Here is a 24,696-nt window from a genome sequence, read left to right as displayed (position 1 = left end):
GCCGGAAAGCGTGCGGCAGGGCACTGCGCCGACCGGAAATCTACAGCGGTGCAATCGGTCACAGCTGGCCGGGGCGGGTATGGAACCCGCCCCGGCCGCCGGTTGCCGATCAGATGCCGAGCACCAGTTTCGCGGTGGTGAAGTAGATGATGAGGCCGGTCGCGTCGACCAGGGTGGTCACCATCGGGGCCGAGATCACCGCCGGATCGATGCGCAGCTTCTTGGCCAGCAGCGGCATGGTGCCGCCGATGGTGGCCGCCCAGCCGCAGATGAGAATGAGCGTAATCCCCACCACCACGGCGATTTTCGCGCCGACGAACAGCGCGCCGATGACCATGCCGACCACCGCCAGCATGCCGCCGAGCACCAGGCCGACCCGGCATTCGCGCCAGACCACCTTGAGCAGATCCGAGACCCGGACCTCGCCGACCGCCAGCGCGCGCACGCACGAAGTCGCCGCCTGCGCACCGGCATTGCCGCCCGCGCCGATGAGCAGCGGAATGAACAGCGCCAGCTGCGCCACCTGCTCGAGGGTGCCGGAGAAGAAGTCGGTGACGCTGACCGTGAGGGTCGCGGCCAGCAGCAGGAGCATCAGCCACAGGGCCCGGTAGCGGGCCAGCTGGAACACGGTGGCGGCCATGTAGTGGCCCTCCCACGGTGCGGCGCCCGCCTGGCGGGCCACGTCCTCGCTGTCGGCGGCCTCGATGACCTCGATGGCGTCGTCGATGGTGAGCAGGCCGACCAGACGGTCCTCGCTGTCCACCACCGGCAGGTTCATGAGGTTCGTGCCCTGCATGAGGCGCGCGGCCTTCTCCGCGGAGTCGGTGGCGCGCACGAAGACGGGCTCGGACTCCACCAGATCGGCGATCATGGCGTCCGGAGAACTGAGCACCAGTTCGCGTAGCTCGACAATGCCGATGAGGCGGCGGCCCGCGTCCACCACCGGCAGGGTGTAGACGGTTTCGGCGTTGGCGCCCTCGGTGCGGACCATGTGCAGCGCCTGGGCGACGGGCAGATTACGCGGCAGCGCAACGACTTCCGGCGTCATGTAGAGGCCGACCGAGCCCTCCGGGTAACCCAGCAGGGCCGCGGTCATGCGGCGTTCGCGCGGGCTGAGTCCGGCCAGGACCTTCTTGGCGACCTTGGCGGGGGCCTCGCGCAGCATGCGGGCGCGGTCGTCGGGATCCATCTCCTCCACGAGTTCGCGGAAGGCGTGATCGCGCAGACCGGTGAGGATCTGCTGCTGGTCGACCGGTTCCAGCTCCTCGAAGACGTCGAGGGCGCGGTCCTTGTCGAGCAGGCGGAAGGCCATGCCCGCCGAGACGGCGTCCATGCGCGAGATCTCGTCGGCGATGACGTGCGGCGGATGGTTGTCCAGCCACTCCAGGGTCGCGGCCACGTGATGGCCGCCGGCGATATCGCGCAGCGAATCACCCTCGGAGCACAGGGTGGTGCTACCGGAGCGCCGCGGATCGCGGTCGTCGGGCAGGGTGGTTTCGGGCAGCGTCGGGAGGACGGCAGGCAGCGTCGAAACGACGGGCAGATCGGTCTGCGTCATGGCGGAACCTCGGCCGGAATGGCGAGTCGTGGGTGAGCGGATGGATACACCGAGTCACACCGCGAGGCACCGACCCTTGCCGCCGGTCACGGAACTACCGGCAGATCGAGGGGGCGGCGCCGCGCGGCCTTCGACTGGGGGGTTCGCTACGCATGCAACCCACCTCCTCGAAGCCCGTCGTGCACCATGTACGTCACCCGCCACCGGCGGGTGGGCCGCACCGGGTGGACACGAATTCACCCGGTAACGACGCAAAAAGCATCCTTGTGCAGGATACCGGCCGACACCAAATCGCGCCCGGCGCGGTGCGCGACACACCGATGTGGAAGGTCAGACACACCGGCTGGACGGCAAGATCACCGAAAGGGCTCGACCCGGCGGGTGTTCCGTGAGAAGGTCTGGCGGGCGAGGAGTCGCGCGGGCCCACTCGGTCGATAATTTTCCGATCATTTCGAGGTAATGCGCCGGTCGCGAGCCGTTGGGCGGGTGATCGGCATGGCCTAGTCTCTGGCTCTGTGCGTGTTTTGGTGCTGGAGGACGATCAGCAGCTCAGTCGTGAGGTGACCGATGGGTTGTGCTCGGCGGGTTTCGCGGTGGACCACGCCTGCGATATCGCGGATGCCGATTTCAAGATCGCCATCAATCGGTACGACTGCCTGGTGGTCGATCGCGGGCTGCCCGACGGGGACGGCCTGGATCTGGTCGCGAGCACCCGCCATGCCGGGCACACCGTGCCCGCGCTCATGCTCACCGGGCGCGACGGGCTCGACGATCGGCTGGCCGGATTCGAGCACGGGGCCGACGACTACCTCACCAAACCCTTCGCGCTGCCCGAGCTGGTCATGCGGGTGCGGGCGCTGTGCCGACGGCGCGAGCAGCCCACCGCCTCGCGAATCACGCTGGGCGACATCGATATCGACCTCATGCGGCGGCGGGTGTCGCGGGGCGGCATCATGCTGACGCTCACCCCCAAGGAATTCGCCGTGCTGGAACTGATGGCCGCGCGCCGCGGCAGCGTGGTGACGCGCACCGATCTCATCGAATGCTGCTGGGACGAAATGGCCGAGCCCGCATCGAATGTGGTGGATGCCGTGGTGGCGAAGCTGCGGCTCAAGCTCGGTGAGCCCTCGGTCATCGAAACCGTGCGCGGCACCGGGTTTCTCATCTCCGGCGAGGCGGCATGAGCGCACATCGCTCCCCCGCCGTCGCCCGGCTGCGGCGGGCCCGGTGGATGATGACCGGGCTGGTCACCGTGATCACCACGGTGACGGTGCTGATCTTCGGATTCGTCGCGGCGTCGGTTGATTCTCGTTCTCGCACAGTCGATTCGGATCTGCTTGCGCAGAAGGTGTCGTCCGGGCTGGCGCGTGCGATCCAGTTCGACGACGAGTCCAAGAGTCTCGACCTGTCGCAGGTCGTCGACGACGAGCTCGCCATGGGCACGGCCGGGGTGATCGTGGCGGTGCGGGCGCCGGGTGAGCCGTGGAAGCAGGCGCACACCTACGAACGCTCGAAAATGCCCAGTGACAGCGAGATCTCGACGCTGGCGACGCAGACCGAGGATCACTCCGACGGCATCATCTACACCGAGTCGGTGTTCACCACCACCGATATCACCGGGCGTACGGTGCGCGTGGTGGGGACGCCGGTGTACTGGACGGATTGGGACAATATCGTCGTCATTCTGGCCAGCAGCGATGCGGTCTCCGATGCCGGTGGGCATCGCATGCTGGTGTTCTGGCTGACGGTCGGCGGCATTGCGCTGGTGGTCCTGGCCACCGCCGCCGCCTATCTGCTCTCCGGGCGCAGCCAGCGGGAGGCGCTGCGCATGCTCGACGAGCACGAGCAGTTCCTCGGCGATGCCGCGCACGAATTGCGCACGCCGCTCACGACTTTGAAGCTGCTCACCGAGTCCCGGCCCGGGCCCGAGGAGGTGCAGCAGACCCTCGCCGAGGCCCGTCGGCTGGCCGATCGCATGGCCCGGCTCGTCACCGGGCTGCTGGCGCGGGCGCGCATGCAGTCCGGCATTGCCGAGCCCGAGCGCACCATGCTGCGCCTGGATCAACTCGCCGAGGCCGTGGCGGAGGAAGCGGGGGATCCGCGCATCACGGTCACCGCGCACCCTTCGGTGGTCGTGGGCGATCCGGCGCTGCTCAGCCTGGCCATTCGGAACATGCTGGAGAACGGTCTCACGCACGGTGCGGTGAACCTGGCCGCGCCGGTGGAGGTCCATATCGCCGAGGGCCGCGTCTCGGTCCGCGATCATGGTCCCGGCGTCGATCCGGTCATGTCCGCCAGCCCCTTCAACCGGGGTGCGGCCGGGCGCACGGGCCGCAATGGCATCGGTCTGGCCCTGGTCGCCTGGGTGGCGCAGGCGCACGGCGGCAATGCCTCCATCGAGCCCGCCGTGGGTGGCGGCACCATCGCCACGCTCTGGCTCCCGCCCGCCGATATCACCGCGGGTCCCCAGCCCGCGCGCATGTGAATCGGCCGGTCATTTCCACCTGGTAGATAACAAACCAATCGGTCCGGTGGCGGTCGCCGCCGACCTGTGCTGGGCTACCCCCGTGGCGTTGGAATCACTGACGATGGTCCGGCACGGCGAGAGCACGGCCAATGCGGCCCTGGCCGCCGCGATCCGAGTCGAAGCCGAGGAATTCGACAAGGGCACAAGAGATCCCGACGTCGGCATGTCCGACCGCGACCGCGACACCGGCATCCTGCACGGCCTCACCGCCCTCGGCGTCCGCCGCCGCCACCCCGCCGAGCACCGCGAACGAGAACGCCTGGGCCGCTTCTACTACCGCCCACCCGGCGGCGAATCCTGGCCCGACGTAGCCCTCCGCCTCCGCCCCCTCCTCCCCGAACTCTCCGGCCACACCCTCGTCTTCACCCACGACATAGTCATAGTTATGACCCGCTACATCCTCGCCAACCTCACCGAACCCGAAATCCTCAAAATCGAATCCACCCAACTCGCCAACGCCTCCATAACCCGCGGGCAACGCACCCCCACCGGCCTCCGCCTCACCACCTACAACGACACCACCCACCTGAACCCATAGCGAACGCGGATTTCGCCGAACTCCGCGTGTCCACGACACCCACTCGGTATGACGGGCTCATGCACCCACCGGACGAACCCGCCACCCGCGCCCTGCTGGCCGAATTCCCTTGGGCCGAGACGCTACCGGCCGACTCGCAAACCCAGTTGGTGCACGACTTCACGCAAGCGTGCCCGGAAGCGGTCCAGGGTGGGGCGTGGTCGGCTCACCCGCCCGCCGGAAGGCGATTTCGGGCCGGTGCCACATCCCAAACTGGAGGCTGAGCGCGATTACTGCGCAAACCAATCCAGCGTCTGGCCGTGCGGGGCCGCGTAGGCGCGTGGGGTACCGTCCAGGGCTTGGATGAACTGGACTCCGGAATTGGGGGGCGCGGGTAGCGGGGTGGGGCCGAAATCGAGGACTGCCGAGCCTTCGCTGGTGATCCAGTGGCAGTCCAGGGTGTTGATCGTTTCTTGGAGGGAAAGGCGTTCCGCCGGGGTCAGATACGGCTGGACGGCGCTGCTGAAGACGATCTTTTCGGCGTCTCGGGGGGCGGCGTGGACCAGGTCGGCGATGGTGTCGGTGAGGTTGCCGGTGACGAGGTGGGGTGGGTCTTGGCGGACTATTGCGGCGGCGGTGCGCAGGCGGTCCAGGCGGTCCTGTTGCTCCGGCCAGACGAGGCATTCGAGCCAGCGCATATCGGCCGGGTTGTGGACGTCGATGGGGTGGAGGTCTACGCCGGTGCGGTGCACTATCTCCGGGAGTGATCGGGGAATCGGGGCGGCGCCGGATGTGGTGCACGAGAGGAGCACCGGTGAGCGGCCGGAGGGCGGGTCCAGGATCGGGTGGTCGTCGTAGCCATAGCTGTAGCGGTCTGGGTAGAGGCACAGACCGGCGGAGGGGCCTATTTCGATCAGAGCCACCGGTTTCGGCTCGAGCACACAGAGATTCAGGAGCGGCAGGAGCGTTGCGGCGCGGCCCGCCTCGTTCGTCTGGGTGCGGTGAGTCATGATGATCTCGCGAATGTCGGGCCAATCGCGGGTGAGGAAATCCTTGAACTCCGCGCATGACGCAGCCTCGGCACCCGTGTATCTGGCGGCGGCCAGAACGAGGTTGGGCTGGCGCTTCGGGACCGGCAACTCATCGATCAGCGTGAGCAGTGCCGGATCGCTCGCTATACCGAGCGCCCACTGCTCATAGCATGGCGAATATCCGCGAACCTGCTGCTCGGCGAACAGGCGGTAGCGTTCTGCTGTCTCCACAATGCCTCCCCTGCAAAGACTTTCGTGATCCTTCGATCCTATTCCCGGTTTCGCTCAGAGCGATCGGGGTTGACCTCGAGTTTTGTTGAGCTTCTAGCGTCGTCGGGGACGGAAGGAGAAGGATTGTGACGACGCTGGTAACCGGGGCTACGGGGAATACGGGGCGGCATGGGGTGGCGGAGTTGGTGCGGCGGGGGGAGCGGGTACGGGCGTTGACTCGGAATCCGGCTGCGGCGGGTGGGGTTTTGCCGTCGGGAGTGGAGTTGGTGGCGGGAACCCACACGGCGCCTGAGACTTTGGGAGCGGCGCTGGAAGGGGTTGATCGGCTGCACATCACCGTGACGGCGGGGCTCGCCGAGGTGGGGCCGGAGTTGGTGTCGAAGGCCGTGGCGGCGGGGGTGCGGCGGATCGGCGTGGTGTGGGGCGGCGGTGTGGGGCCGGTCGAGGAGGCGGTGGCGGAGTCGGGGGTGGAGTGGACGCGGCTGGAGCCGCAGGAGTTCATGTCCAACACGTTGACCTGGGTCGACTCGATTCGGGGCGAGGGCGTGGTGCGGGAGCCGTACGACAATCTCAGTGCGCTGGTGCACGAGGCCGATATCGGGGCGGTGGCCGCGGCCGCGCTGCTCGAGGACGGGCACAACGGGCGGGCATACAACCTCACCGGGCCCGAGGCGCTCACGCCGACCGAACGGATCGCCTTGCTGTCCAAGGTGATCGGGCGCGACATCGGCTTCGTCCGGCTCACCCACGAACAGGCCGTCGACCGACTGATGAGCACCGGCGTCTCACGAGCCGACGCCGACTACGTAATCGGCTGGTACGCCTCCCCCACCCCCGACTCCACAACGGTCGACGACACGGTCGAACGTGTACTCGGCCGCCCCGCCCGCACCTTCGCCCAGTGGCTGGACGAGCACGCCGCCCGCTTCCGCCCCTGACCCCCTGCGGTTCACACCCATTGCCGACGGTTCACACCCCTTGTTGGGCGCCGCTATGGGGTGTGAACCGACTGGATGGGGTGTGAACCCGCGATTTCGCGGGCTATGGAGTCAGCTTCCACTCTTCGCCTGCGGGCCAGTCGGTGCCCGCGGGGGGTTGCGGGTCGTATTGGATGCCTCGGCGGACCCAGCGGGCGCGGTCGTCACCGGCCAAGCGCTGGAGTAGGTGGAGGGCCATGTCGGTGCCCGCTGAGACGCCCGCGGAGGTGATGATGTCGCCGTCGTCGACGTAGCGGTCGTCGGGGCGGACGTCGATGCTGGGGTCGATTTCGGTGAGGCGGGTCAGGGATAGCCAGTGGGTGGTGGCGGGGCGTCCGGCCAGCAGGCCCGCTGCCGCGAGTACGAGGGCGCCGGTGCAGACGCTGGTGATGAGCGGGGTCGTTTCGCGCACGGCGCGCAGCCAGTTCAGCATCGGCTCGTCGTGGATCATGGGGCGGGTGCCCATGCCGCCGGGCAGTACCAGTACATCCAGGCCCGGCATCGTTTCGAAGGAATGGTCCGGGGTCACGCGCAGGCCCTTCGCGCAGGTGAGGGGTTTGCCGTCGCGCGAGACGGTGTACACCTCCCAGCCGTCCTCGGGGACGGTGCGCGTCCAGAAAGCCAGCACCTCCCAGGGCCCGACGAAGTCGAGTTCCTCGACGCCGTCGAAGAGCACGATGCCGATCTTGCGCGTGGATTAGCTCATGGTTCGATCGTGCCACTGGGCATCCGGGTGGGGCGGTATCGGGCGGACCGCGATCGGCAGTGGCGGCGTGACATGCCACCGGCCGAGCGGAGCAACACCACTGGCCAAGCGGGGGCAACGCCACCAGCCGAACGGGGCAACGCCACCAGCCAAGCGGGGCAACGCCACTGGCGAGGCGGGGCAATGCCACCCGCCATGCGGAATCGGGCGGCTTGACGGGTACCGGTGCGCGGCTCGATCTGCGGCGGGGCCGTGGGTGAAAAGCGATGGGCGCTCCCGGATTTCCGGGAGCGCCCATCGAATCTCGCTGTGGCTACAGCTTGCAGCTCACGCAGCCCTCGACTTCGGTGCCCTCCAAAGCCATTTGGCAAATGCGGATGTAGTACAGGGTCTTGATGCCCTTGCGCCAGGCGTAGATCTGCGCCTTGTTCACATCGCGGGTGGTGGCGCTGTCCTTGAAGAACAGGGTCAGCGACAGGCCCTGGTCGACGTGCTGGGTGGCGGCCGCGTAGGTGTCGATGACCTTCTCGTAGCCGACCTCGTACGCGTCCTGGAAGTAGTCCAGGTTGTCGTTGGTCAGGTAGGGGGCCGGGTAGTAGACGCGGCCGATCTTGCCTTCCTTGCGGATCTCGATCTTCGACGCCACCGGGTGAATGGAGCTGGTGGAGTGGTTGATGTAGGAGATCGACCCGGTCGGCGGGACGGCCTGCAGGTTCTGGTTGTAGATGCCGTGCGCCATGACCGAGGCCTTCAGCTCACGCCAATCCTCCTGCGTCGGAACGTGAATCCCGGCGTCGGCGAAGATCTGGCGGACCCGATCGGTCTGCGGCTCCCACGCCTGCTCGGTGTACTTGTCGAAGTACTCGCCCGAGGCGTACTTCGACTCTGCGAACCCGCCGAAGGCGCGACCGCGCTCGATGGCGATCATGTTCGAGGCCCGGACCGCGTGGTAGGCGATGGTGTAGAAGTAGATGTTCGTGAAGTCGATGCCCTCTTCGGAACCGTAGAAGACCCGCTCCCGAGCCAGGTAGCCGTGCAGGTTCATCTGCCCCAGGCCGATGGCGTGAGATTCGTTGTTGCCCTGCTCGATCGAGGGCACCGAGTAGATGTGCGTCTGATCCGAGACGGCGGTCAGCGCGCGAATGGCGGTCTCGACCGTCTTGCCGAAGTCCGGCGAATCCATGGTCTTCGCGATGTTGAGCGAGCCCAGGTTGCAGGAGATGTCCTTGCCGACCTTGGAGTAGGACAGATCGTCGTTGAACTCCGACGGCGTGGAGACCTGCAGGATCTCCGAGCACAGGTTGGAGTGGGTGATCTTGCCCTTGATCGGGTTCGACCGGTTCACGGTGTCCTCGTACATGATGTACGGGTAGCCGGACTCGAACTGCAGCTCGGCAATGGTCTGGAAGAACTCGCGCGCCTTGATCTTCGACTTGCGAATGCGCTTGTCGTCGACCATCTCGTAGTACTTCTCGGTCACATCGATATCGGCGAACGGCACGCCGTAGATGCGCTCCACGTCGTACGGCGAGAAGAGGTACATGTCCTCGTTCTTCTTCGCCAGTTCGAAGGTGATGTCCGGAATGACCACACCCAGCGACAGCGTCTTGATGCGGATCTTCTCGTCCGCGTTCTCGCGCTTGGTGTCGAGGAAGCGGTAGATGTCGGGGTGGTGGGCGTGCAGGTAGACCGCGCCCGCGCCCTGACGCGCACCCAGCTGATTGGCGTAGGAGAAGGAGTCCTCCAGCAGCTTCATGATCGGGATGACGCCCGAGGACTGGTTCTCGATCTTCTTGATCGGCGCGCCGGTCTCCCGAATATTGCTGAGCAGCAAGGCCACACCGCCGCCGCGCTTGGACAGCTGCAGGGCGGAGTTGATGGAGCGCCCGATGGACTCCATATTGTCCTCGATGCGCAGCAGGAAGCAGGACACCGGCTCGCCGCGCTGCTTCTTGCCCGAGTTGAGGAAGGTCGGGGTGGCGGGCTGGAAGCGCCCGTCCATGATCTCCTCGACCAGTTCCTGCGCGAGGGTCTCGTCACCGGCGGCCAGGGTCATGGCCACCATGCACACGCGATCCTCGAAACGCTCCAGATAGCGCTTACCGTCGAAGGTCTTGAGCGTGTACGACGTGTAGTACTTGAACGCGCCGAGGAAGGTCGGGAAACGGAACTTCTTGGCGTACGCCTGCTGGAACAGCGTCTTGATGAACGCGCGGGAGTACTGGTCCAGCACCTCGGTCTCGTAATAGTTCTCCTTGACGAGGTAGTCGAGCTTCTCGTCGAGGTTGTGGAAGAAGACCGTGTTCTGGTTGACGTGCTGCAGGAAGTACTGGTGCGCGGCCTCGCGGTCCTTGTCGAACTGGATCTCGCCATTGGGGCCGTACAGGTTCAGCATCGCGTTGAGCGCGTGGTAGTCCAGTCCCGCGGTATTCGAGTCGCCGCTGACCGGGCGCTCTACGCGGGCAGTCTTTCCGACCGGTGCTGTTGTCGTTGCCAAAACAATCCCAATCCCTCTCGGACGCGATCCACGTCCTCGGCAGTTCCCATGAGTTCGAAGCGATACAGGTACGGGACCCCTGTCTTGCGCGAGATGACTTCTCCCGCAAAGCAGTACGTATCGCCGAAGTTCGTATTGCCGGCCGCGATGACGCCGCGCAGAAGCGCACGGTTGTGGGGATCGTTGAGGAATTTGGCCACCTGGCGGGGGACGAATTCCTTCTCGGATCGCTCACCACCCAAAACATGCCGACCGCCACCGTAGGTGGGGACGATCAGCACGTAGGGTTCGTCGACTCGCAGTGAGTCGGCAGTATGCAGCGGTATGCGGAGAGCGGGTACTCCCAGCTTCTCCACGAAGCGGTGCGTGTTCTCCGATGCGCTGGAGAAGTAGACCAGAGTTCCTGTCCCGGAAGACATCTCGGTCATCTCCCCTCCTCTCGCCTCGGGGCGAACCCGCGAAGGCGGCTGACGCCGCCCGGCCCGCTAAGCGACGGCGGTGGCGAGCGCCTTGATGCGGTCCGGGCGGAAGCCGGACCAGTGGTCGTCACCGGCGACGACGACGGGGGCCTGCAGGCAACCCAGTGCCATCACGTAGTCGCGGGCTTCGGGGTTCTCGGAGATGTCGACGACGTCGTAGTCGACGCCGATCTTGTCGAGGGCTTTGTAGGTGGCGTTGCACTGAACACAAGCGGGCTTCGTGTACACGGTGATGGTCATTGGCGTCCCCTTCTCCTTGCCTTCGATCCGTATGCAGTGCACGGCTGAAACAAGATCCTCTGATTGCTTCGCAAACCCCTGGAAGCGAGACCGAAGCCCCTGGTCGCGCGGCCCCGGACCGAGCACGTTTCTTGTGCCCTTCCAGCTCCCAAGACACTACACCTAGTGGCCGACAGATTCATACAACACGACATGTTGCGACTCACATAGATGAAATTCGATCGCCGGAAGTGCCAGCACGCTCGATTCGCAACTCGACACGACTGAGATGTAGATCACAATTTGGACATCCAGCTCATTTCCAGCAAACCCACCATTCACCCTGATCAACACCCATCACGGCAGTAACATCCGCCCCGCCCCACGAGCCCTTTCCCGGCCCGACCGGACCGTGCCCCCAATTCCTGGGTCCCATCCCGCATCGGCGTGTCGCGGAGCGACAGGCGGCACTACCCGAAACGCGCGAAGGCCACGGCTGGAAAGCCGTGGCCTCGTGCCGGATTCGGTTGTGGGTGAGTGTGGCGACTAGGCGTTCGCCTTCACGGTCGCGGCGGCCAGTTGGCGGACGGTGGCGGCCAGTTGGGTGAGGGCCTCGGCGTCCTCGGCGGGGTGGGTCGCGCCGAAGCGCTGGCCGATGGCGCCGAAGTTCAGGGATGCGCCTTCGACTACCTCGGCGCCTGCCACTCCCAGGGCCTTCACGGCGTCGCCGTGGGACCATTTACCGGCGTTCGAGCTGATCGACGCGCTGACCACGGCCACCGGCTTGGCCTTCAGTGCACCTGTGCCATAGGGGTGGGAGGCCCAGTCGATGGCGTTCTTCAGGACGGCGGGCAGGGTGCCGTTGTATTCGGGGGTTACGAGCAGCAGGCCGTCCGCGGCGGCGACGGCGTCGCGCAATGCCTGCGCGGCGGGCGGGACTTCACCGGCTACATCGAGATCCTCGTTGTAAAAAGGAATATCGGCCAGGCCCTCGTAGAGCTCGACCTCGACACCCTCGGGGACGGTCGTGACGGCGGCCTCGGCGAGGCGGCGGTTGATGGAGGCGGCGCGAAGGCTGCCCACTAATGCGAGAAGACGGGTCTGCGACATGGTCATCACTCCTGCGATACCGATCCAGCGGCGGAATATTCATCAACCACCAACCGGACCGCAGTCCGCTTTCATTCCCGCTATGAGTGCGGCCGCGCTGTGACCTCCGACACGCCAACCGACGAACCCTGTCCGCCGACCCTGTCCATCGAACCGGTCGCCTCCCAGTCGCCACCTTCGCACGCGGTCCCGCTGCTCACAACCGGAAGCCAGGAACGCAGCGATGCCGCCCGCAACCGGCAGCTGCTGCTCGACGCGGCCGAAGCCCTGGTCCGCGAACAGGGCGCGGACGCGGTGACCATGGACGCGGTCGCCAAACGCGCGGGCGTCGGCAAGGGCACCGTCTTCCGGCGCTTCGGCAATCGCGCCGGGCTCATGCTCGCCCTGCTCGATCAATCCGAGCAGAAGCGCCAGGCGGCGTACATGTTCGGCCCGCCCCCGCTGGGCCCCGGCGCCCCGCCGGTCGAGCGCCTGGTCGCCTTCGGCCGCGCCCGCCTCTCCGATATCGATATCGAGGGCGATGTCCGCCGCGCCGCCGATGCGGGCGAACGCTATTCCAGCGCCCCCTACAACATCATGAAGACCCATGTCGCACTGCTGTTGCGCCAGGCCGGAACTCCCGGCGACATCCCCCTGCTGGCGGATTCCCTACTGGCCGCTCTCGACGCGGCCCTGGTCCTGCACCAAACCCGCGCCCTCGGCTACGCCCTCGACCAGATAGCCGACCACTGGGAAGCCCTGGTTCGCCGCGCCACCAGTTCCCGGTGATCACCCGTCCAGGAATACGGCGCGAGGCCACGACCGGAATGTCGTGGCCTCGTGGCGGATTCGGGTGCGCCGGAGGGTCAGGCGGAGGCGCCGACGAGGGCGTGGCGCTGGATCTGGACGACCAGGGCGGCGATCAGGCCCGCGATGAGATTGCGGCTGGTTTCGTCGACGAGGTTGCCCTGCTCGTCGAAGCGGGTGCCATTGAGGCCGACGTAGACCTCGGGCTTGCTGACGACCTTGCCGTCCACCTGGTGGAAGACGTCGCACAGGTGGTTCTGGGCGCGGACGGTGCCGAACGGGCCGCCGGAGGCGCCCATGATGGCGATGTTCTTATCGGTCAGGACCGACTGGGCGTAGGGGCGGGACAGCCAGTCCAGCAGGTTCTTCAGGCCGCCCGGAATGCTGTAGTTGTACTCGGGGCTGGCGATGAGCACGCCGTCGGCGGCCGCGACCCGCTGCGCAGCTCGGTCACCGCGGCGGGGACGTCGCTCTCGAGATCCTCGTCGAAGTAAGGCAGATCGCGCAGGCCCTCGTAGATCTCGATCTCCACGCCCTCCGGGGCGAGCTGCTGGGCGGCGCGCAGCAACGCCGTATTGGAGGATGCGGCCCGCAGGCCACCGGAAATGGCGAGGATCTTGATCGTCATAGCTAACTCCTAATGCTCTCTGGCGCTGTGCCGCGCTTACGCTAGCATCTAACCGGACCGTGGTCCACTTTCATCCCGGGCACAGGAGGCGACGACGTGACACCACACACACCGGCGCTGCCGGTCGGCGGCTCGCTGCCGCTGGCCGGATCCGTCACCCCCGAGCGCGCCGATGCCGCGCGCAATCGAAAACTCTTGCTGGACGCGGCATCCGAGCTGATACGACAGTACGGCGCGGATGCCGACACCATGGACGCGGTCGCCCGGCAGGCGGGCGTCGGCAAGGGGACGGTATTCCGGCGCTTCGGCAGCCGGGCCGGGCTGATGAACGCGCTACTGGACGAATCCGATCGGGAACTGCAGGGCGCGTACATGTTCGGGCCGCCGCCGCTGGGGCCCGGCGCGCCGCCGCTGGAGCGACTGGTGGCGTTCGGGCGAGACCGGTTGTCGCACACCGAGATCGAGGGCGATGTGCTGCGCGCGGCGACGAATCTGCCGCAGCACTATGCGGGCGCGCCCTACGCGTTGATCAGAACCCACGTCTCGATGCTGCTGCGCCAGGCCGGGGCGCCCAGCGATATCGCGCTGCTCGCCGACACTCTGCTCGCCTCCCTGGAGGCCGCGCTGGTGCTGCATCAGATGCGCGACCTGGGCTACTCGCGCGAGCAGATCGGCGATAGCTGGGAGGCGCTCGTCCGCCGCGTCGTCCCCGCGACCACGCAGTAGAGTGTGGCCATGGGGAACCTGCGCGAACAGATCATCGCCGAATTGGGCGTGCTGCCGTCCATCGAACCGAAAACCGAAGTGCGGCGCCGCATCGACTTCCTCAAGGATTATCTACGGTCCACTCCCGCACAGGGTTTCGTGCTCGGCATCAGCGGCGGCCAGGACTCCACCCTGACCGGGCGGCTGTGCCAGCTGGCCGCCGAGGAACTGCGCGCCGAGGGCCGCGAGGCCACCTTCGTCGCCGTGCGCCTGCCCTACGGCGTGCAGGCCGACGAGGCGGACGCCCAGGTCGCCCTGCGCTTCATCGTCCCCGACAAGTCGATTGTCGTGAACGTCAAACCCAGCGCGGACGCCGCGGCCGAGGAAGCGGCCTACGGCATCGACGAACTGCTCGGCGGTGAGACCCGGCTGCGAGACTTCGTGCGCGGCAATATCAAAGCCCGCGAGCGCATGGTGCTGCAGTACGCCGTGGCCGGTCAGCTCAACCTGCTCGTCGTCGGCACCGATCACGCCGCCGAGGCGGTCACCGGGTTCTTCACCAAGTACGGCGACGGCGGCGTGGACATCACCCCGCTGACCGGTCTCACCAAACGCCAAGGCGCGGCCCTGCTTCAGGAGCTCGGCGCACCGCCCAGCGTCTGGCAGAAGGTCCCCACCGCCGATCTGGAAGACGACCGCCCCGCCCTCCCCGACGAGGAGGCCCTGGGCATGAAGTACTCCGAGATCGACGACTACCTCGAAGGCAAGGACGTCACCCCCGAGGTCGCCGAGCGCGTGGAAACGATCTTCCGCAATACCCTCCACAAGCGAGCGGTCCCCGTGACCCCGCTCGACACCTGGTGGAAGTAGCCCGGTCCCGCACTTCTCGTGCCCGCTCCGCCACCGCGGAGCGGGCACGGTCATAGCCGGACGCAGGGCGGCGACGGGTCAGCGCGGGTCGAGTCGGGTGGCGGCGTGGCCGAAGGCGTAGGGGTGGGGTTCGCATTCGGCGATGAAGTCGCCCGGGAAGCCGAGTTCGAACGGGGCGGCGGACTCCAGTTCGAGGACCGCTTCCGCGGGGAGGGTGAGTTCGGCGGCGGCGAGGTTCTCGGTGAGCTGGTCGGCGGTGCTGACGCCGATGATCGGGACGACCGCGCGGGAATGGTGGCGGGTCCAGGCAATCGCGACCTGCGCGGGGGTCGCGCCCAGTTCGGCGGCGACCTTCGCCACGGCGGAGGCGGCGGCGCGGTCGCGGTCGGTCAGGGTGGAGGCGTCCACGCGGCGGCTCGCACCGGTGACGGTGAGCTTTCCGGCCGCCATCGGAGCCCACGCCGTGACCGTCATGCCGAATGCTTCGGCCACGGGCAGCAGTTCGCGTTCGATATCGCGGGTCAGCAGGTTGTAGGGGACCTGGAGACCGGCGAACTCGGTCCGATCACGCCACTGCGCAAGGGTGTTCGCGCGGGCCACCACCCAGGCGGGTGCGTCGGAGATGCCGATGTAGAGGACCTTGCCCGACCGCACGGCGTCGTCGAGGGCGCGCATGGTCTCCTCGAGGGGCGTGTGCCGATCCCACAGGTGCACCCAGTAGATGTCGATGTAGTCGGTGCGCAGGCGCTGCAGGCTGCGGTCGAGGGAAAGTCGCAGGTTCTTGCGGTGATTGCCGGAGGCATTGGGGTCGTCCGGGTCCCGGCTCAGGGTGTATTTGGTGCCGAGCACGAAACGGTCGCGGCGGGTGAGGATTTCCCCGAGCAGCGCCTCACCGTCCCCGTAGGCCGAGGCCGTGTCGAGGACATTGCCGCCCGCGTCGGCATAGGCGTCGATGATGCGCTTCGACTCGGCCGGGTCGCTGAAGGCCATGGTGCCCAGAATGAGCTCGGAGATGCGCAGGCCGGTGGTGCCGAAGAGACGGTATCGGAGCATGCGGCCAGTCTCGCCGGAGCTCGCGGCCGTAGGGATCCCCTGGCAGGGCCAGTCTCCGGGGGCTCAGCAGATGGGACCGCGGGTGGCGGCGGTGGTGGCCAGCAGGTCGCGAATCAGGTCGAAGTCGATCTTGGCCGGATTGCGGAAGCGGAGGCAGCCCTTGCCCATATCGTGGGCGGCGAGCCGGTCGGCGTGGGCGTCGCGGACGGCGGTGCGCATCAGATAGAAGGAGATGTACTGCTTCTGGCTGGCGAACCCGATCTCGACGGTGCCGTCGCGTTGGTAGGACGGCATGCCGTAGGCCATGGCCTCGGTGAAGCCGGGGAGTTCGGTGCGGCAGAGGTCGCGCAGGCGGGTGAGGGCCGCGCGGCGGTCGGCGGGCAGTTCGGCCAGGTAGGCATCGACGGTGGCCGCCGCGCTCTGCACCATGACGGTTATCCGCCCGCGAAAGGCGGGAGGACGTCGACCCGGGGGGTCAGCGGGGTGGCGGCGTCACGGGTCAGTTCGTCGCCGATGAGGTAGGCGCAGACCTTGAGCATCAGGTCGAGGTCCGGGCCGTAGGTGGTGGACAGGGCGGTGCGGAGGTCGGCGATGGTGGCTCCCGGCGGGAAGTCCAGGGTTTCGCTGGACTTGCCTACCGCGTCGGCTATGGCCGCGAAGTAACGGACCTCAACCACCGATTGCTCCCATCGTCCGGGTGGGCGGGACGAAACCGGCGGCGTCGATGCCGTGCCCCGCCGACTTGTTCCACATGGCGCCGCGCCACAGGGTAGCGATATCGGCATCGCTCGCGCCGGAGCGCAGGGCCGCGCGAATGTCGTATTCCTGATCGCTGAACAGGCAGGACCGGATGCGGCCGTCGGCGGTGAGGCGGGTGCGGTCGCAATCGGAACAGAAGCTGCGGGTCACCGAGGCGATAATGCCCACGGTGGCCGGGCCGCCGTCGACCCGCCACTGTTCGGCGGGCGCGGAGGGGTCGTCGCGGCCGACCTCGGTGAGGGTGAAGCGCTGGCCGAGGACTTCGAGGAGTTCCTCGGCGGTGATCATGTTCGCGCGCGCCCACTCGTGGTCGGCATCGAGCGGCATCTCCTCGATGAAGCGGAGTTCGGCCTGCTCGTCGATGCACCACTGCAGCAGATCGGCGGCGCCGCTGAGGGTTTCGCGCATGAGCACGGCATTGACCTTGATGGGCGTCAGGCCCGCCCGGCGCGCGGCGCGGATTCCGGCGAGCACCGAGTCCAAGCGGTCGCGCCGGGTCAGGCGCGCGAAACCGTCGCGGTCCACGGTGTCGAGCGAGACATTGATCCGGTTCAACCCGGCCTCGGCGAGTTTGCGGGCGCGGTGCTCGAGTCCCACGCCATTGGAGGTCATGGCCAGCGGTATATCGGGCAGCTCCGCGCGGCAGCCCGCGATGATCCGCTCCAGATCCCGCCGCATGAGCGGTTCGCCGCCGGTGAAGCGGACCTCGTGCACACCCAGTTCGCGCACGGCCAGCACCACCAGGCGCACGATCTCGTCCGCGGTCAGCAGTTCATCGGCCGGAATGGGCGGCAGCCCCTCCTCCGGCATGCAATAGGTGCAGCGCAGCGAGCATTTCTCGGTGATCGACACCCGCAGGTCCCGGCCGATCCGGCCGAAACGATCCACCAGGTACGGGGTGTCGGGCCGCCCGTCCATCGAGGGGCGCCCAGTTCGTACTGCGGGCATTCCCATAGCGACGACGGTCATTCGACCATTATTACCGGTCTCAGGACCCAGTCGTGTTGTGGAATCATTCAATTTTTCTACAGCGAACAGGCATTAGGCTCAGCCATATGAGCTATCGGCACACTCTCGCCCCGGCGAGGTCCGTGGACGACCACCGGCAACGCATCGAGAATCTGCTGAGCCCGCTGACCGCCCGCACCAGCGAGCGCGTGCCCATGACCGAGGCGCTCGGACGGCGACTCACCGAGGATGTGTACTCCCCTCTTGACCTGCCGGTCTTCCGCAATTCCTCGATGGACGGCTATGCGGTGCGCGCGGAATCGGTGGCCATCGTGCCCGCGACGCTGCCGTTGGCGGGCGTGGTCGCGGCCGGGAACACCGGCGAGCTCACCCTTCCCGCGGGCGCGGCGCTCAAGGTCATGACCGGTGCGCCTCTCCCCGAGGGTGCGGATTGCGTGGTGCCCGTCGAACACACCACGGTGCACGGCGAGGCCGTCACCATCGAGAAATCCCGTGCCGCCGGGGACTTCGTCCGCGAGCCGGGTACCGATGTGCGGGCCGGTGAGCTGCTCGTCGCCGCGGGCACCGTGCTGTATCCCCGCCATATCGCCGCCCTGGCCGCCGTCGGCCTGCCCGACCTGCTGGTCACCCGCCGCGTCTGCGCCGCCGTCCTCACCACCGGCGATGAGCTGGTGCCCGCCGGATACCCGCTGCTCCCCGGGCAGATCTACAACTCCAACGGCATTGCCCTGGCGGCCGCGCTGGCCGACAACGGCGTCGAAGTGGTCTCGCTCGCGCACTCGACCGACAACCACGACGAATTCCGGCGGCGTCTGGCGGAGGCGACCGCGGACGCCGACCTCGTCTTCACCTCCGGCGGTGTGTCCATGGGCGATTTCGAGGTCGTCAAGGATGTCCTCACCCCGCTCGGCGGCGAATTCGGCCCGGTCGCAATCCAACCCGGCGGACCCCAGGGCGTCAGCGTCATCGACGGCGTCCCCGTCCTCAGCTTCCCCGGCAACCCGGTGAGCACCATGGTCTCCTTCGAGGTCTTCGCCCGCCCGCTCCTGCGCCGCCTGGCCGGACTGCCCGAGATCGAGACGACCGACCTGCCTCTCCTGGACCCGGTCCGCTCCCCCGCCGGAAAGCGCCAGTTCCTGCGCGGCCGCCGCACCGAGACCGGCGTCGCACTCGTCGCCGGACAGGGCTCCCATCTGATCGCCTCCATGGCCCAGGCCGACGTCCTCATCGATATCCCCGCCACCGCCACCGAACTCCCCGCGGGCACGATCGTCTCCGTCCAGCAGCTGTAGCCCCGACTCGCGCGGCCCCGGGCCGTCGACGGCCCGCGATTACTCGGGTGATCGCACGAGGGATTCCCGGGAAGGCGGACGGGTTCGGTGGATGACCACAGACGCGACGACGCGGGTGGCTGTGGAAGGCTGGGGGTATGAGTGAGTTGTCCCATGTCGACCAGGAAGGTCGCGCTCGCATGGTGGATGTGAGCGCCAAGGCCGAGACGGCGCGGGTGGCGGTGGCGGCCGGGGAGTTGGTGACGACCGCGGAGGTCGTGAAGCTGGTGCGGGCCGATGACATGCCCAAGGCGGATGTGCTGACCACGGCGCGGCTGGCGGGGATCAATGGGGCGAAGAAGACTTCGGAGTTGATTCCGCTGTGTCATCAGCTGGCGTTGTCTTCGGTGAATGTGACGTTCGGGTTCACGGAGAACGGCATCACCATCGAGGCGACGGCCAAGACCAAGGGGCCCACCGGGGTTGAGATGGAGGCGTTGACGGCGGTCGCCGTCGCGGGGCTCACGCTGCACGACATGGTGAAGGCGGTGGATCCGGCAGCAATGCTGACCGGGGTGCGGCTGCTCACCAAAGACGGTGGGAAGCACGGGCATTGGGTGCGCCCCGGAGGAGCTCCGGAGGGCGGCGTGAATGCGGGTGCGGGCCACGCGGATTCGCATCCAACCTCGCACCAGGCGCACGGCTCCGAGCCGCAGCAGGCGGGAGACGCTGGAGCCGCGGCGTTCGGGGCGGGGCGCGCCGCGGTCGTGCTCGTGGCGTCCACGGGGGCGGCGGCTGGATCCCGTACCGACACGACCGGGCCGAAGTTGACGGAATGGCTTACCGGACTGGGGTTTTCGGTGGGCGTGCCGCGGGTGTACGCCGACGCCGATGTCGCCTATGGGCTGTCGGAGGTCTTGGCGGGGGAACCGGCGCTGGTGATCACCACCGGCGGGACGGGGGCCTCGCCCACGGATGCGACGCCCGAGGCCACGCTGGCCGTGCTGGATCGTGAGCTGCCGGGGGTCGCGGAGGCGATTCGGCAGCGCGGGACCGCGAAGTTCCCGCTGGCCTCACTCAGCCGAGGCGTGGCCGGACTCGCCGGGCGCACCGTGATCGTGAACCTGCCCGGATCGCCGGGCGGTGTGAAGGATGGAATCGCGGTGCTGGAACCGCTGCTCGAGCATTTGCTGGCCCAGGTGGCCGGAGGAGGCGACCATGAGTGAACTGCTGGTGCGGATCAGCGAACAGCCGCTGAATCCGGACGAGGTCGAGAAGGCCGTGAGCGAGCCGGAGCACGGGGCCGTGGTCGTGTTCACCGGCAAGGTGCGCAATCACGATGGCGGGCAGGCGGTTTCGGCCCTCGAATACTCGGCGCACCCGGATGCGGAGAAGTTCATGCGCCGGATCTGCGACGAGTTCACCGCGTCGACGGGGCTGCCGGTGGCGGCGGTGCATCGCATCGGCGCGCTCACCGTCGGGGATCTCGCGATCACCGTGGCGGTGGCGGCTCCGCATCGCGGGGAGGCTTTCACCACCTGCGCCGAGCTGGTGGATCGGATCAAGCACGAGGTGCCGATCTGGAAGCGGCAGCTGTTCGCCGACGGCATGTCGGAGTGGGTCAACGCCTGCGGATGACCCCGGCTCTCGGGGGGGCTCGCAGGGGCTTCGCCCCTGAAACCCCTCGAGACCTCCCCGGGCGCTACGCGGTAATCGGGTCCTGTGGCTCCGGTTCGGTTGGTGCGGATCCCATTGCGCCGCGCGCCAAGTCGCCCAGCTTGGTGTGGTTGAACAGCAGGTTGAGCGCGAAAGCCGTGGCGGCGGCCAGGGTGATGCCGCTGTTGAGCAGGATCTCGGCCGCGGACGGGAACTTGTCGAACATGCCCTTGGTGAGGACCGGAACCAGGCCGATGCCGATGGCCACGGCAATGATGGTCAGGTTGACGCGATCGGTCAGGTCGGCCTTGCGCAGGGTGTCGATGCCGATGACCGCGATGGTGGCGAACAGCACCAGGCCCACGCCGCCCACCACGGGCTTGGGCACCGCGGCCACGAACGCGCCGAAGCGGGGCACCACGCCGAGCAGGATCAGCAGGCCACCGGAGACGGCCGTGACATAGCGGCTGTAGACGCGGGTCTGGGCGACCGCGCCGACATTCTGGTTGAAGACGGTGTCGATGAACGAGTTGAAGACGCCCGCGAGCACGGCTGAGAGACCGTCGCCCGCGAGACCGCGCGCGATATCGGCGCGGCCCACCTTCTTGCCGGTGATCTCACCGAGCGCGAGCATGCTGGCGGTGGATTCGGCGAAGACCACGGCCATCACGATGCGCATGGCCACCACGGCGGTGATCGGGAATTCCGGTGCGCCGAAGTAGAACGGATGCGGGGTGCCCAGCCACGCCGTAGCGCCCACGCCGTCGAGCTTGACCAACCCCATCGGAATGGCGATGAGCACGCCCGCCACACCGATGAGCGAGATGCCCACCACCGTGAGCACGGTGCCGGTGACCAGGGGCGGGAAGAAGCGCACGATCATGGCGAAGGGCCAGGCCAGCGCCAGGCCGAGCAGGCCGCCCAGCAGCATGGAGCCGTAGACGGCGGGCAGGCCGTACTCCTTGGCAATGAGGATCATGGGCGACATGGCCACGAAGGTGGCGCCGGTGATGATGGGCAGTTTCGCGCCCGCGAACTTCCCCAGTCCGAGGCTCTGCACCACCGTGATCGCGCCCGCGACCAGCAGGTCGGCGCTGATCAGCATGGCGACGACGGATTTGTCCAGGCCAGCGGCCGCGCCGAATACCAGTGGGACGGTGACACATCCGGTGTACATGATCAGGACGTGCTGGATGCCGAACACCAGCAGCCGATGCCAGGGCAGCCGGGTGTCGACGGGATGGGGCGAGGTCATGGTGGCTCCTTGCGGCGCGTCGGTTCGTGGTCAGGGTAGGCAGCCGCGCCGGTCCGGGGGTTTGTCCGTTCGGCCGAATCGGAGTGTGCCCGGGCCGGTGTGTTTTGTCTTCGGAACCAGCGTGTGCGGCGGCGCGGGTCGGCCAGGGTGAGGCAAGGTGTTCATCGACCACGGGAGGCAGCCATGTCCGAAATGACCGGCAAGATCGTGCTCGGCCCGCACCAGTACGGGAAGGCCGAGAACCGCGTGGTGCGCATCCACCGCGACAGCGATCGGCACGAGATCCGTGATCTGAACGTATCGTCGTGCCTGCGTGGCGCGTTCGACGAGGCGCACACCACCGGCGACCAGGGCGCGGTGCTGCCCACCGATACGCAGAAGCAGACCATCTACTCCTATGCCAAGGAGCACGGCGACGGCAGCATCGAGGACTACGGGCTGGCGCTGGCCCGGCATTTCGTCGATGACGTGGCGCCGGTGGATTCGGCCCGCATCGAGATCGAAGAGTATGCCTGGCAACACGTTCCGGTGCGCGGCGCGGGCCACGACCACACCTGGACGCGCATCGGCCCGGAGGTGCGGCTCGCCGCGATCACGGTGAGCGGCAAGGCCGCCGCGCAACAGGAATGGGTCATAGGCGGCGTCAAGGACCTGGTGATCCTCAAATCCACCGGTTCCGAATTCACCGGCTTCCTGACCGACCCCTACACCGTCCTCGAACCCGCCTCCGACCGCATTCTCGCCACCAGCCTCACCGCCCACTGGCGCTTCGCCACCCCGCCCGCCGACTGGGACGCCACCTACTCCGGCATCCGCTCGGTCATGATCGAGAAGTTCGCCACCGAACACTCGAAAGCCTTGCAGCAGACCCTCTTCGATATGGGCGCCGCCGCCCTCGAAGCCTTCCCCTGCCTCGCCGAGATCCGCATGTCCGCCCCCAACAAACACCACTGGTACTTCGACCTGTCCCGCTTCGGCGTCGAGAACAACAACGAGGTCTTCCACGCCGACGACCGCCCCTACGGCCTCATCCAAGCCGCCGTCCTGCGCGAGGACGCCCCCGATCCGGGCACCTCCTGGGACCCCTACACCGGCGCGGTCTGACCACTCAGCGTCCGCACCGCCAGGTACAGATCGAGCCGATCGTCGAGCCGCCCCAGATCCCGCCCGGTCAGCTCCTCCACCCGCCCGATCCGATACCGAACAGTATTGAGATGCAGGTGCATCCGCTCCGCCGCCTGCCGCCAGGACCCCTCGCACCCCAGAAACACCTCCAATGTCTCCAGCAACCCCGCCCCCGTCCGCCGGTCGTACTCCACCACCGGCCCCAGCACCCGCTCCGCGAACCGCCGCTGCAACCCGCCCGGTACGGCGGTGAAAAGCCCCACCGCCGAATCGATATCGGCGGGCCGAACACTCACCACCGCATCGTCGTCATGAGCGGTCGCGGCCGCCGCAGCAGCCGCCGCAATCGCACCGGACAGCGATTCGTCCCGCTGCCGCGCACTGACCCCCAATGCCAGCCGTACACCTGCGAGCACGGGACTCAACCGCCCAATCCCCTTGCGCAGCAACCCCACAATCTCGTCCTGGGTCCCCGCCGCCACAGCCACCAGCCGACCATCCCGATCGATCGAGGTACTGGCATCGGGCAGCACATCGTGCAATGCCGCCCGCACCCCGTCCACACCGACCGCCCCGACCCACGCCCCATCGGAAACCTCCCCGGCCCCACGGCTACTCACCGCCGCGCCCCCGAGCACCACCCCGTCAAGCCCGCGCGCGACCCCGGAACCGTGCGCGCCCGCACCCGCCCCGGACGCTCTGCGGTCCGCATCCAACTCGCACACGGTGCGGTCCGGATCCGATACCGCACCGCTGGCGTTCCGTCGATCGCGAACTCCACCGCCGGGTTCATGCCCGGCGGGAGCCGAGTCGCCCGAGCGATCGTCGGCGAGGTCGAGTTCGGCGACCACGCGATCGGCCGGGGCAGGTAACCGGGCAGCGCGCGGACTCGGACCGGGATTCGGTGTGGCGGCGAGGGCGGGAGGCACGGGCGCGGTCGGATGGATTTCGGCGACCACAGCGACGGTTGGGACGCTGGCGCGGTCGGCGCGCGGGAGACGGTCGCCGAGTTCCCAGTCCAGGTGCAGGCGGTCCGCGGCTCGCTGGCGGTAGAGCTCGGCGATGGCGGCCAGATCTGCGCCGGAGGAGTCGGTGTCGGTGGTGGGGCGGATGACCAGGTACCAGGCGGTGATTCGGTCACCGTTGCCGACCTGGAAGATGCGCAGGGCACCGGCGGTGACGGCGGGTAGGCGGGGCGCGCCGAGGGCTGTCGCGATGATGCGGTCGAGGTCCTCGTCCGACAGCGGTCCGGATCCGGCGATCACACGACCCGTCGCCGTCACCAGCCAGGCCGGAACGTCCTGTTCCGACGAGATGTCCGCGAGCAGATCGCCGATGCCGCTTCCCGCGGCGACGGCGGCCATGAGCCTGCGCTGCCGATCCACCCTGGATTGCACGCGCTGCCAGCGCAGTTCGGCCGCCTGCTCGGCGAGATGCTCGATGATCCGGCTGAAGGGCACGCTCTGCGGCGCGGACAGCAGCGGTAACCCGGACCGCGCGCAGGCCGCGACCACATCGTCGGGGACGTGCCCGTGCAATGCCTGCCCCGCGACGACTCCGGCCACTCCCGAGCGGGCCAGCATTCCGACATAGTGATCCGAGTCCGCCGGATCCCGCCGCCACACCAGCCCCGTGCACACCAGCGCCCCCGCGGTGACGAACGGCCGCGGGTCGGGCATATCGGTCGCGCACACCCGGGCGACCGACCGCTCCAGCGCCGCCGGATCCCCGTGCAGCAACCGCATCCGCAACTACGGCGCGTCCAAG

Annotated in this window: 24 protein-coding genes and 1 pseudogene; 11 read left to right on the top strand and 14 right to left on the bottom strand. The window is 67.8% G+C overall.

Features of this window, described 5'->3' with window-relative positions:
- Positions 1 to 109: 109 nt before the first annotated feature.
- Positions 110 to 1,558, bottom strand: a complete 1,449-nt coding sequence (mgtE, locus tag NC4_RS28970) for a magnesium transporter (protein ID WP_084529870.1) — start codon at positions 1,556 to 1,558, stop codon at positions 110 to 112.
- A gap of 515 nt (positions 1,559 to 2,073) precedes the next feature.
- Here mgtE and NC4_RS28965 point away from each other — a divergent pair.
- From NC4_RS28965 to NC4_RS44150, 3 genes are all read left to right on the top strand, one after another.
- Positions 2,074 to 2,742: a response regulator transcription factor gene (locus NC4_RS28965; protein ID WP_067544483.1), complete on the top strand. Its 669-nt coding sequence runs from the start codon at positions 2,074 to 2,076 to the stop codon at positions 2,740 to 2,742.
- Entirely contained in the window at positions 2,739 to 4,043 is a 1,305-nt protein-coding gene (locus NC4_RS28960) for a sensor histidine kinase (RefSeq protein WP_067544476.1), read from the top strand. The genes NC4_RS28965 and NC4_RS28960 overlap by 4 nt, the downstream gene beginning before the upstream one ends.
- An 82-nt stretch (positions 4,044 to 4,125) precedes the next feature.
- A complete protein-coding gene (locus NC4_RS44150; protein ID WP_218021318.1) occupies positions 4,126 to 4,623 on the top strand; it encodes a histidine phosphatase family protein in 498 nt (165 codons plus the stop codon).
- Between the two features lie 269 nt (positions 4,624 to 4,892).
- Here the strand turns inward: NC4_RS44150 and NC4_RS28950 are convergent, their stop codons facing one another.
- Positions 4,893 to 5,864: a DUF2332 domain-containing protein gene (locus tag NC4_RS28950; protein ID WP_067544474.1), complete on the bottom strand. Its 972-nt coding sequence runs from the start codon at positions 5,862 to 5,864 to the stop codon at positions 4,893 to 4,895.
- A gap of 125 nt (positions 5,865 to 5,989) precedes the next feature.
- Here NC4_RS28950 and NC4_RS28945 point away from each other — a divergent pair, with 125 nt between their 5' ends.
- Complete coding sequence (locus NC4_RS28945) at positions 5,990 to 6,802, top strand: NmrA family NAD(P)-binding protein (protein ID WP_067544473.1); 813 nt, start codon at positions 5,990 to 5,992, stop codon at positions 6,800 to 6,802.
- 103 nt (positions 6,803 to 6,905) lie between these two features.
- Here NC4_RS28945 and NC4_RS28940 read toward each other — a convergent pair whose 3' ends face one another.
- The 5 genes from NC4_RS28940 to NC4_RS28920 form a co-directional block, all read right to left on the bottom strand.
- On the bottom strand, positions 6,906 to 7,520 hold the full coding sequence (locus NC4_RS28940) for a DJ-1/PfpI family protein (protein ID WP_281186476.1): 615 nt from the start codon (positions 7,518 to 7,520) through the stop codon (positions 6,906 to 6,908).
- A 340-nt stretch (positions 7,521 to 7,860) separates the two neighbouring features.
- Positions 7,861 to 9,942 carry a class 1b ribonucleoside-diphosphate reductase subunit alpha gene (gene nrdE, locus NC4_RS28935; RefSeq protein WP_245722014.1) on the bottom strand — a complete coding sequence of 694 codons (2,082 nt, stop codon included), beginning with the start codon at positions 9,940 to 9,942 and terminating at the stop codon, positions 7,861 to 7,863.
- 59 nt (positions 9,943 to 10,001) lie between these two features.
- Positions 10,002 to 10,472, bottom strand: a complete 471-nt coding sequence (nrdI, locus tag NC4_RS28930) for a class Ib ribonucleoside-diphosphate reductase assembly flavoprotein NrdI (RefSeq protein WP_067544466.1) — start codon at positions 10,470 to 10,472, stop codon at positions 10,002 to 10,004.
- A gap of 57 nt (positions 10,473 to 10,529) precedes the next feature.
- Positions 10,530 to 10,763, bottom strand: a complete 234-nt coding sequence (gene nrdH / locus NC4_RS28925) for a glutaredoxin-like protein NrdH (protein ID WP_067544464.1) — start codon at positions 10,761 to 10,763, stop codon at positions 10,530 to 10,532.
- Positions 10,764 to 11,288: 525 nt separating this feature from the next.
- Positions 11,289 to 11,852, bottom strand: coding sequence for an NAD(P)H-dependent oxidoreductase (locus NC4_RS28920; protein WP_067544802.1), 564 nt, complete (start codon positions 11,850 to 11,852; stop codon positions 11,289 to 11,291).
- 99 nt (positions 11,853 to 11,951) lie between these two features.
- On the opposite strand from NC4_RS28920, the gene NC4_RS28915 reads away from it, so the two are divergent.
- Positions 11,952 to 12,620: a TetR/AcrR family transcriptional regulator gene (locus NC4_RS28915; protein ID WP_439957566.1), complete on the top strand. Its 669-nt coding sequence runs from the start codon at positions 11,952 to 11,954 to the stop codon at positions 12,618 to 12,620.
- A gap of 77 nt (positions 12,621 to 12,697) precedes the next feature.
- On the opposite strand, the pseudogene NC4_RS43345 reads toward NC4_RS28915, so the two are convergent.
- Positions 12,698 to 13,266 (bottom strand): annotated as a pseudogene (locus NC4_RS43345) (NADPH-dependent FMN reductase).
- 96 nt (positions 13,267 to 13,362) lie between these two features.
- On the opposite strand from NC4_RS43345, the gene NC4_RS28905 reads away from it, so the two are divergent.
- Positions 13,363 to 13,992: a TetR/AcrR family transcriptional regulator gene (locus NC4_RS28905; protein ID WP_067544454.1), complete on the top strand. Its 630-nt coding sequence runs from the start codon at positions 13,363 to 13,365 to the stop codon at positions 13,990 to 13,992.
- 9 nt (positions 13,993 to 14,001) lie between these two features.
- On the top strand, positions 14,002 to 14,841 hold the full coding sequence (nadE, locus tag NC4_RS28900) for an NAD(+) synthase (protein ID WP_067544452.1): 840 nt from the start codon (positions 14,002 to 14,004) through the stop codon (positions 14,839 to 14,841).
- Between the two features lie 78 nt (positions 14,842 to 14,919).
- Here nadE and NC4_RS28895 read toward each other — a convergent pair whose 3' ends face one another.
- The 4 genes from NC4_RS28895 to moaA form a co-directional block, all read right to left on the bottom strand.
- On the bottom strand, positions 14,920 to 15,894 hold the full coding sequence (locus NC4_RS28895; protein ID WP_067544450.1) for an aldo/keto reductase: 975 nt from the start codon (positions 15,892 to 15,894) through the stop codon (positions 14,920 to 14,922).
- A 63-nt stretch (positions 15,895 to 15,957) separates the two neighbouring features.
- Positions 15,958 to 16,323, bottom strand: a complete 366-nt coding sequence (locus NC4_RS28890; protein WP_067544448.1) for an iron chaperone — start codon at positions 16,321 to 16,323, stop codon at positions 15,958 to 15,960.
- Between the two features lie 5 nt (positions 16,324 to 16,328).
- Complete coding sequence (locus NC4_RS28885) at positions 16,329 to 16,571, bottom strand: MoaD/ThiS family protein (protein ID WP_067544445.1); 243 nt, start codon at positions 16,569 to 16,571, stop codon at positions 16,329 to 16,331.
- Positions 16,564 to 17,622, bottom strand: coding sequence for a GTP 3',8-cyclase MoaA (gene moaA / locus NC4_RS28880; protein ID WP_067544440.1), 1,059 nt, complete (start codon positions 17,620 to 17,622; stop codon positions 16,564 to 16,566). Before moaA ends, NC4_RS28885 begins: the two co-directional genes overlap by 8 nt.
- An 86-nt stretch (positions 17,623 to 17,708) precedes the next feature.
- On the opposite strand from moaA, the gene NC4_RS28875 reads away from it, so the two are divergent.
- The 3 genes from NC4_RS28875 to NC4_RS28865 all read left to right on the top strand — a co-directional run bounded on the left by NC4_RS28875 (position 17,709) and on the right by NC4_RS28865 (position 20,531).
- Positions 17,709 to 18,914: a molybdopterin molybdotransferase MoeA gene (locus tag NC4_RS28875; RefSeq protein ID WP_067544438.1), complete on the top strand. Its 1,206-nt coding sequence runs from the start codon at positions 17,709 to 17,711 to the stop codon at positions 18,912 to 18,914.
- 137 nt (positions 18,915 to 19,051) lie between these two features.
- The gene (gene moaCB / locus NC4_RS28870) at positions 19,052 to 20,119 is read left to right on the top strand and encodes a bifunctional molybdenum cofactor biosynthesis protein MoaC/MoaB (RefSeq protein WP_067544437.1); all 1,068 of its coding nucleotides are present in this window, start codon (positions 19,052 to 19,054) and stop codon (positions 20,117 to 20,119) included.
- Positions 20,112 to 20,531 (top strand): molybdenum cofactor biosynthesis protein MoaE, encoded by a 420-nt coding sequence (locus tag NC4_RS28865; RefSeq protein ID WP_067544434.1) that lies wholly within the window; start codon positions 20,112 to 20,114, stop codon positions 20,529 to 20,531. Before moaCB ends, NC4_RS28865 begins: the two co-directional genes overlap by 8 nt.
- Before the next feature lie 64 nt (positions 20,532 to 20,595).
- On the opposite strand, the gene NC4_RS28860 is transcribed toward NC4_RS28865, so the two are convergent.
- Entirely contained in the window at positions 20,596 to 21,804 is a 1,209-nt protein-coding gene (locus tag NC4_RS28860; RefSeq protein WP_067544433.1) for a solute carrier family 23 protein, read from the bottom strand.
- Positions 21,805 to 21,987: 183 nt separating this feature from the next.
- Here NC4_RS28860 and pucL point away from each other — a divergent pair, with 183 nt between their 5' ends.
- Positions 21,988 to 22,908: a factor-independent urate hydroxylase gene (gene pucL, locus NC4_RS28855; RefSeq protein WP_067544430.1), complete on the top strand. Its 921-nt coding sequence runs from the start codon at positions 21,988 to 21,990 to the stop codon at positions 22,906 to 22,908.
- Here the strand turns inward: pucL and NC4_RS28850 are convergent.
- On the bottom strand, positions 22,890 to 24,674 hold the full coding sequence (locus tag NC4_RS28850; RefSeq protein WP_067544428.1) for a PucR family transcriptional regulator: 1,785 nt from the start codon (positions 24,672 to 24,674) through the stop codon (positions 22,890 to 22,892). The genes pucL and NC4_RS28850 overlap by 19 nt on opposite strands.
- Between the last annotated feature and the right edge of the window lie 22 nt (positions 24,675 to 24,696).

The sequence above is a fragment of the Nocardia crassostreae genome (assembly GCF_001613405.1).
Taxonomy (GTDB): domain Bacteria; phylum Actinomycetota; class Actinomycetes; order Mycobacteriales; family Mycobacteriaceae; genus Nocardia; species Nocardia crassostreae.
Note: the sequence above shows the minus strand (reverse complement) of the source record. Positions and strands in the feature narration are given on the sequence as shown.

Coding starts and splice junctions, on each gene's coding strand:
- NC4_RS28865 (WP_067544434.1), top strand. CDS start 20,112: ATGAGTGAACTGCTGGTGCGGATCAGCGAACAGCCGCTGAATCCGGAC.
- NC4_RS28875 (WP_067544438.1), top strand. CDS start 17,709: ATGAGCTATCGGCACACTCTCGCCCCGGCGAGGTCCGTGGACGACCAC.
- NC4_RS28960 (WP_067544476.1), top strand. CDS start 2,739: ATGAGCGCACATCGCTCCCCCGCCGTCGCCCGGCTGCGGCGGGCCCGG.
- NC4_RS28860 (WP_067544433.1), bottom strand. CDS start 21,804: ATGACCTCGCCCCATCCCGTCGACACCCGGCTGCCCTGGCATCGGCTG.
- pucL (WP_067544430.1), top strand. CDS start 21,988: ATGTCCGAAATGACCGGCAAGATCGTGCTCGGCCCGCACCAGTACGGG.
- nrdH (WP_067544464.1), bottom strand. CDS start 10,763: ATGACCATCACCGTGTACACGAAGCCCGCTTGTGTTCAGTGCAACGCC.
- moaA (WP_067544440.1), bottom strand. CDS start 17,622: ATGACCGTCGTCGCTATGGGAATGCCCGCAGTACGAACTGGGCGCCCC.
- nadE (WP_067544452.1), top strand. CDS start 14,002: ATGGGGAACCTGCGCGAACAGATCATCGCCGAATTGGGCGTGCTGCCG.
- NC4_RS28890 (WP_067544448.1), bottom strand. CDS start 16,323: ATGGTGCAGAGCGCGGCGGCCACCGTCGATGCCTACCTGGCCGAACTG.
- NC4_RS28895 (WP_067544450.1), bottom strand. CDS start 15,894: ATGCTCCGATACCGTCTCTTCGGCACCACCGGCCTGCGCATCTCCGAG.
- nrdE (WP_245722014.1), bottom strand. CDS start 9,942: ATGCTGAACCTGTACGGCCCCAATGGCGAGATCCAGTTCGACAAGGAC.
- moaCB (WP_067544437.1), top strand. CDS start 19,052: ATGAGTGAGTTGTCCCATGTCGACCAGGAAGGTCGCGCTCGCATGGTG.
- NC4_RS28920 (WP_067544802.1), bottom strand. CDS start 11,852: ATGTCGCAGACCCGTCTTCTCGCATTAGTGGGCAGCCTTCGCGCCGCC.
- nrdI (WP_067544466.1), bottom strand. CDS start 10,472: ATGACCGAGATGTCTTCCGGGACAGGAACTCTGGTCTACTTCTCCAGC.
- mgtE (WP_084529870.1), bottom strand. CDS start 1,558: ATGACGCAGACCGATCTGCCCGTCGTTTCGACGCTGCCTGCCGTCCTC.
- NC4_RS28850 (WP_067544428.1), bottom strand. CDS start 24,674: ATGCGGTTGCTGCACGGGGATCCGGCGGCGCTGGAGCGGTCGGTCGCC.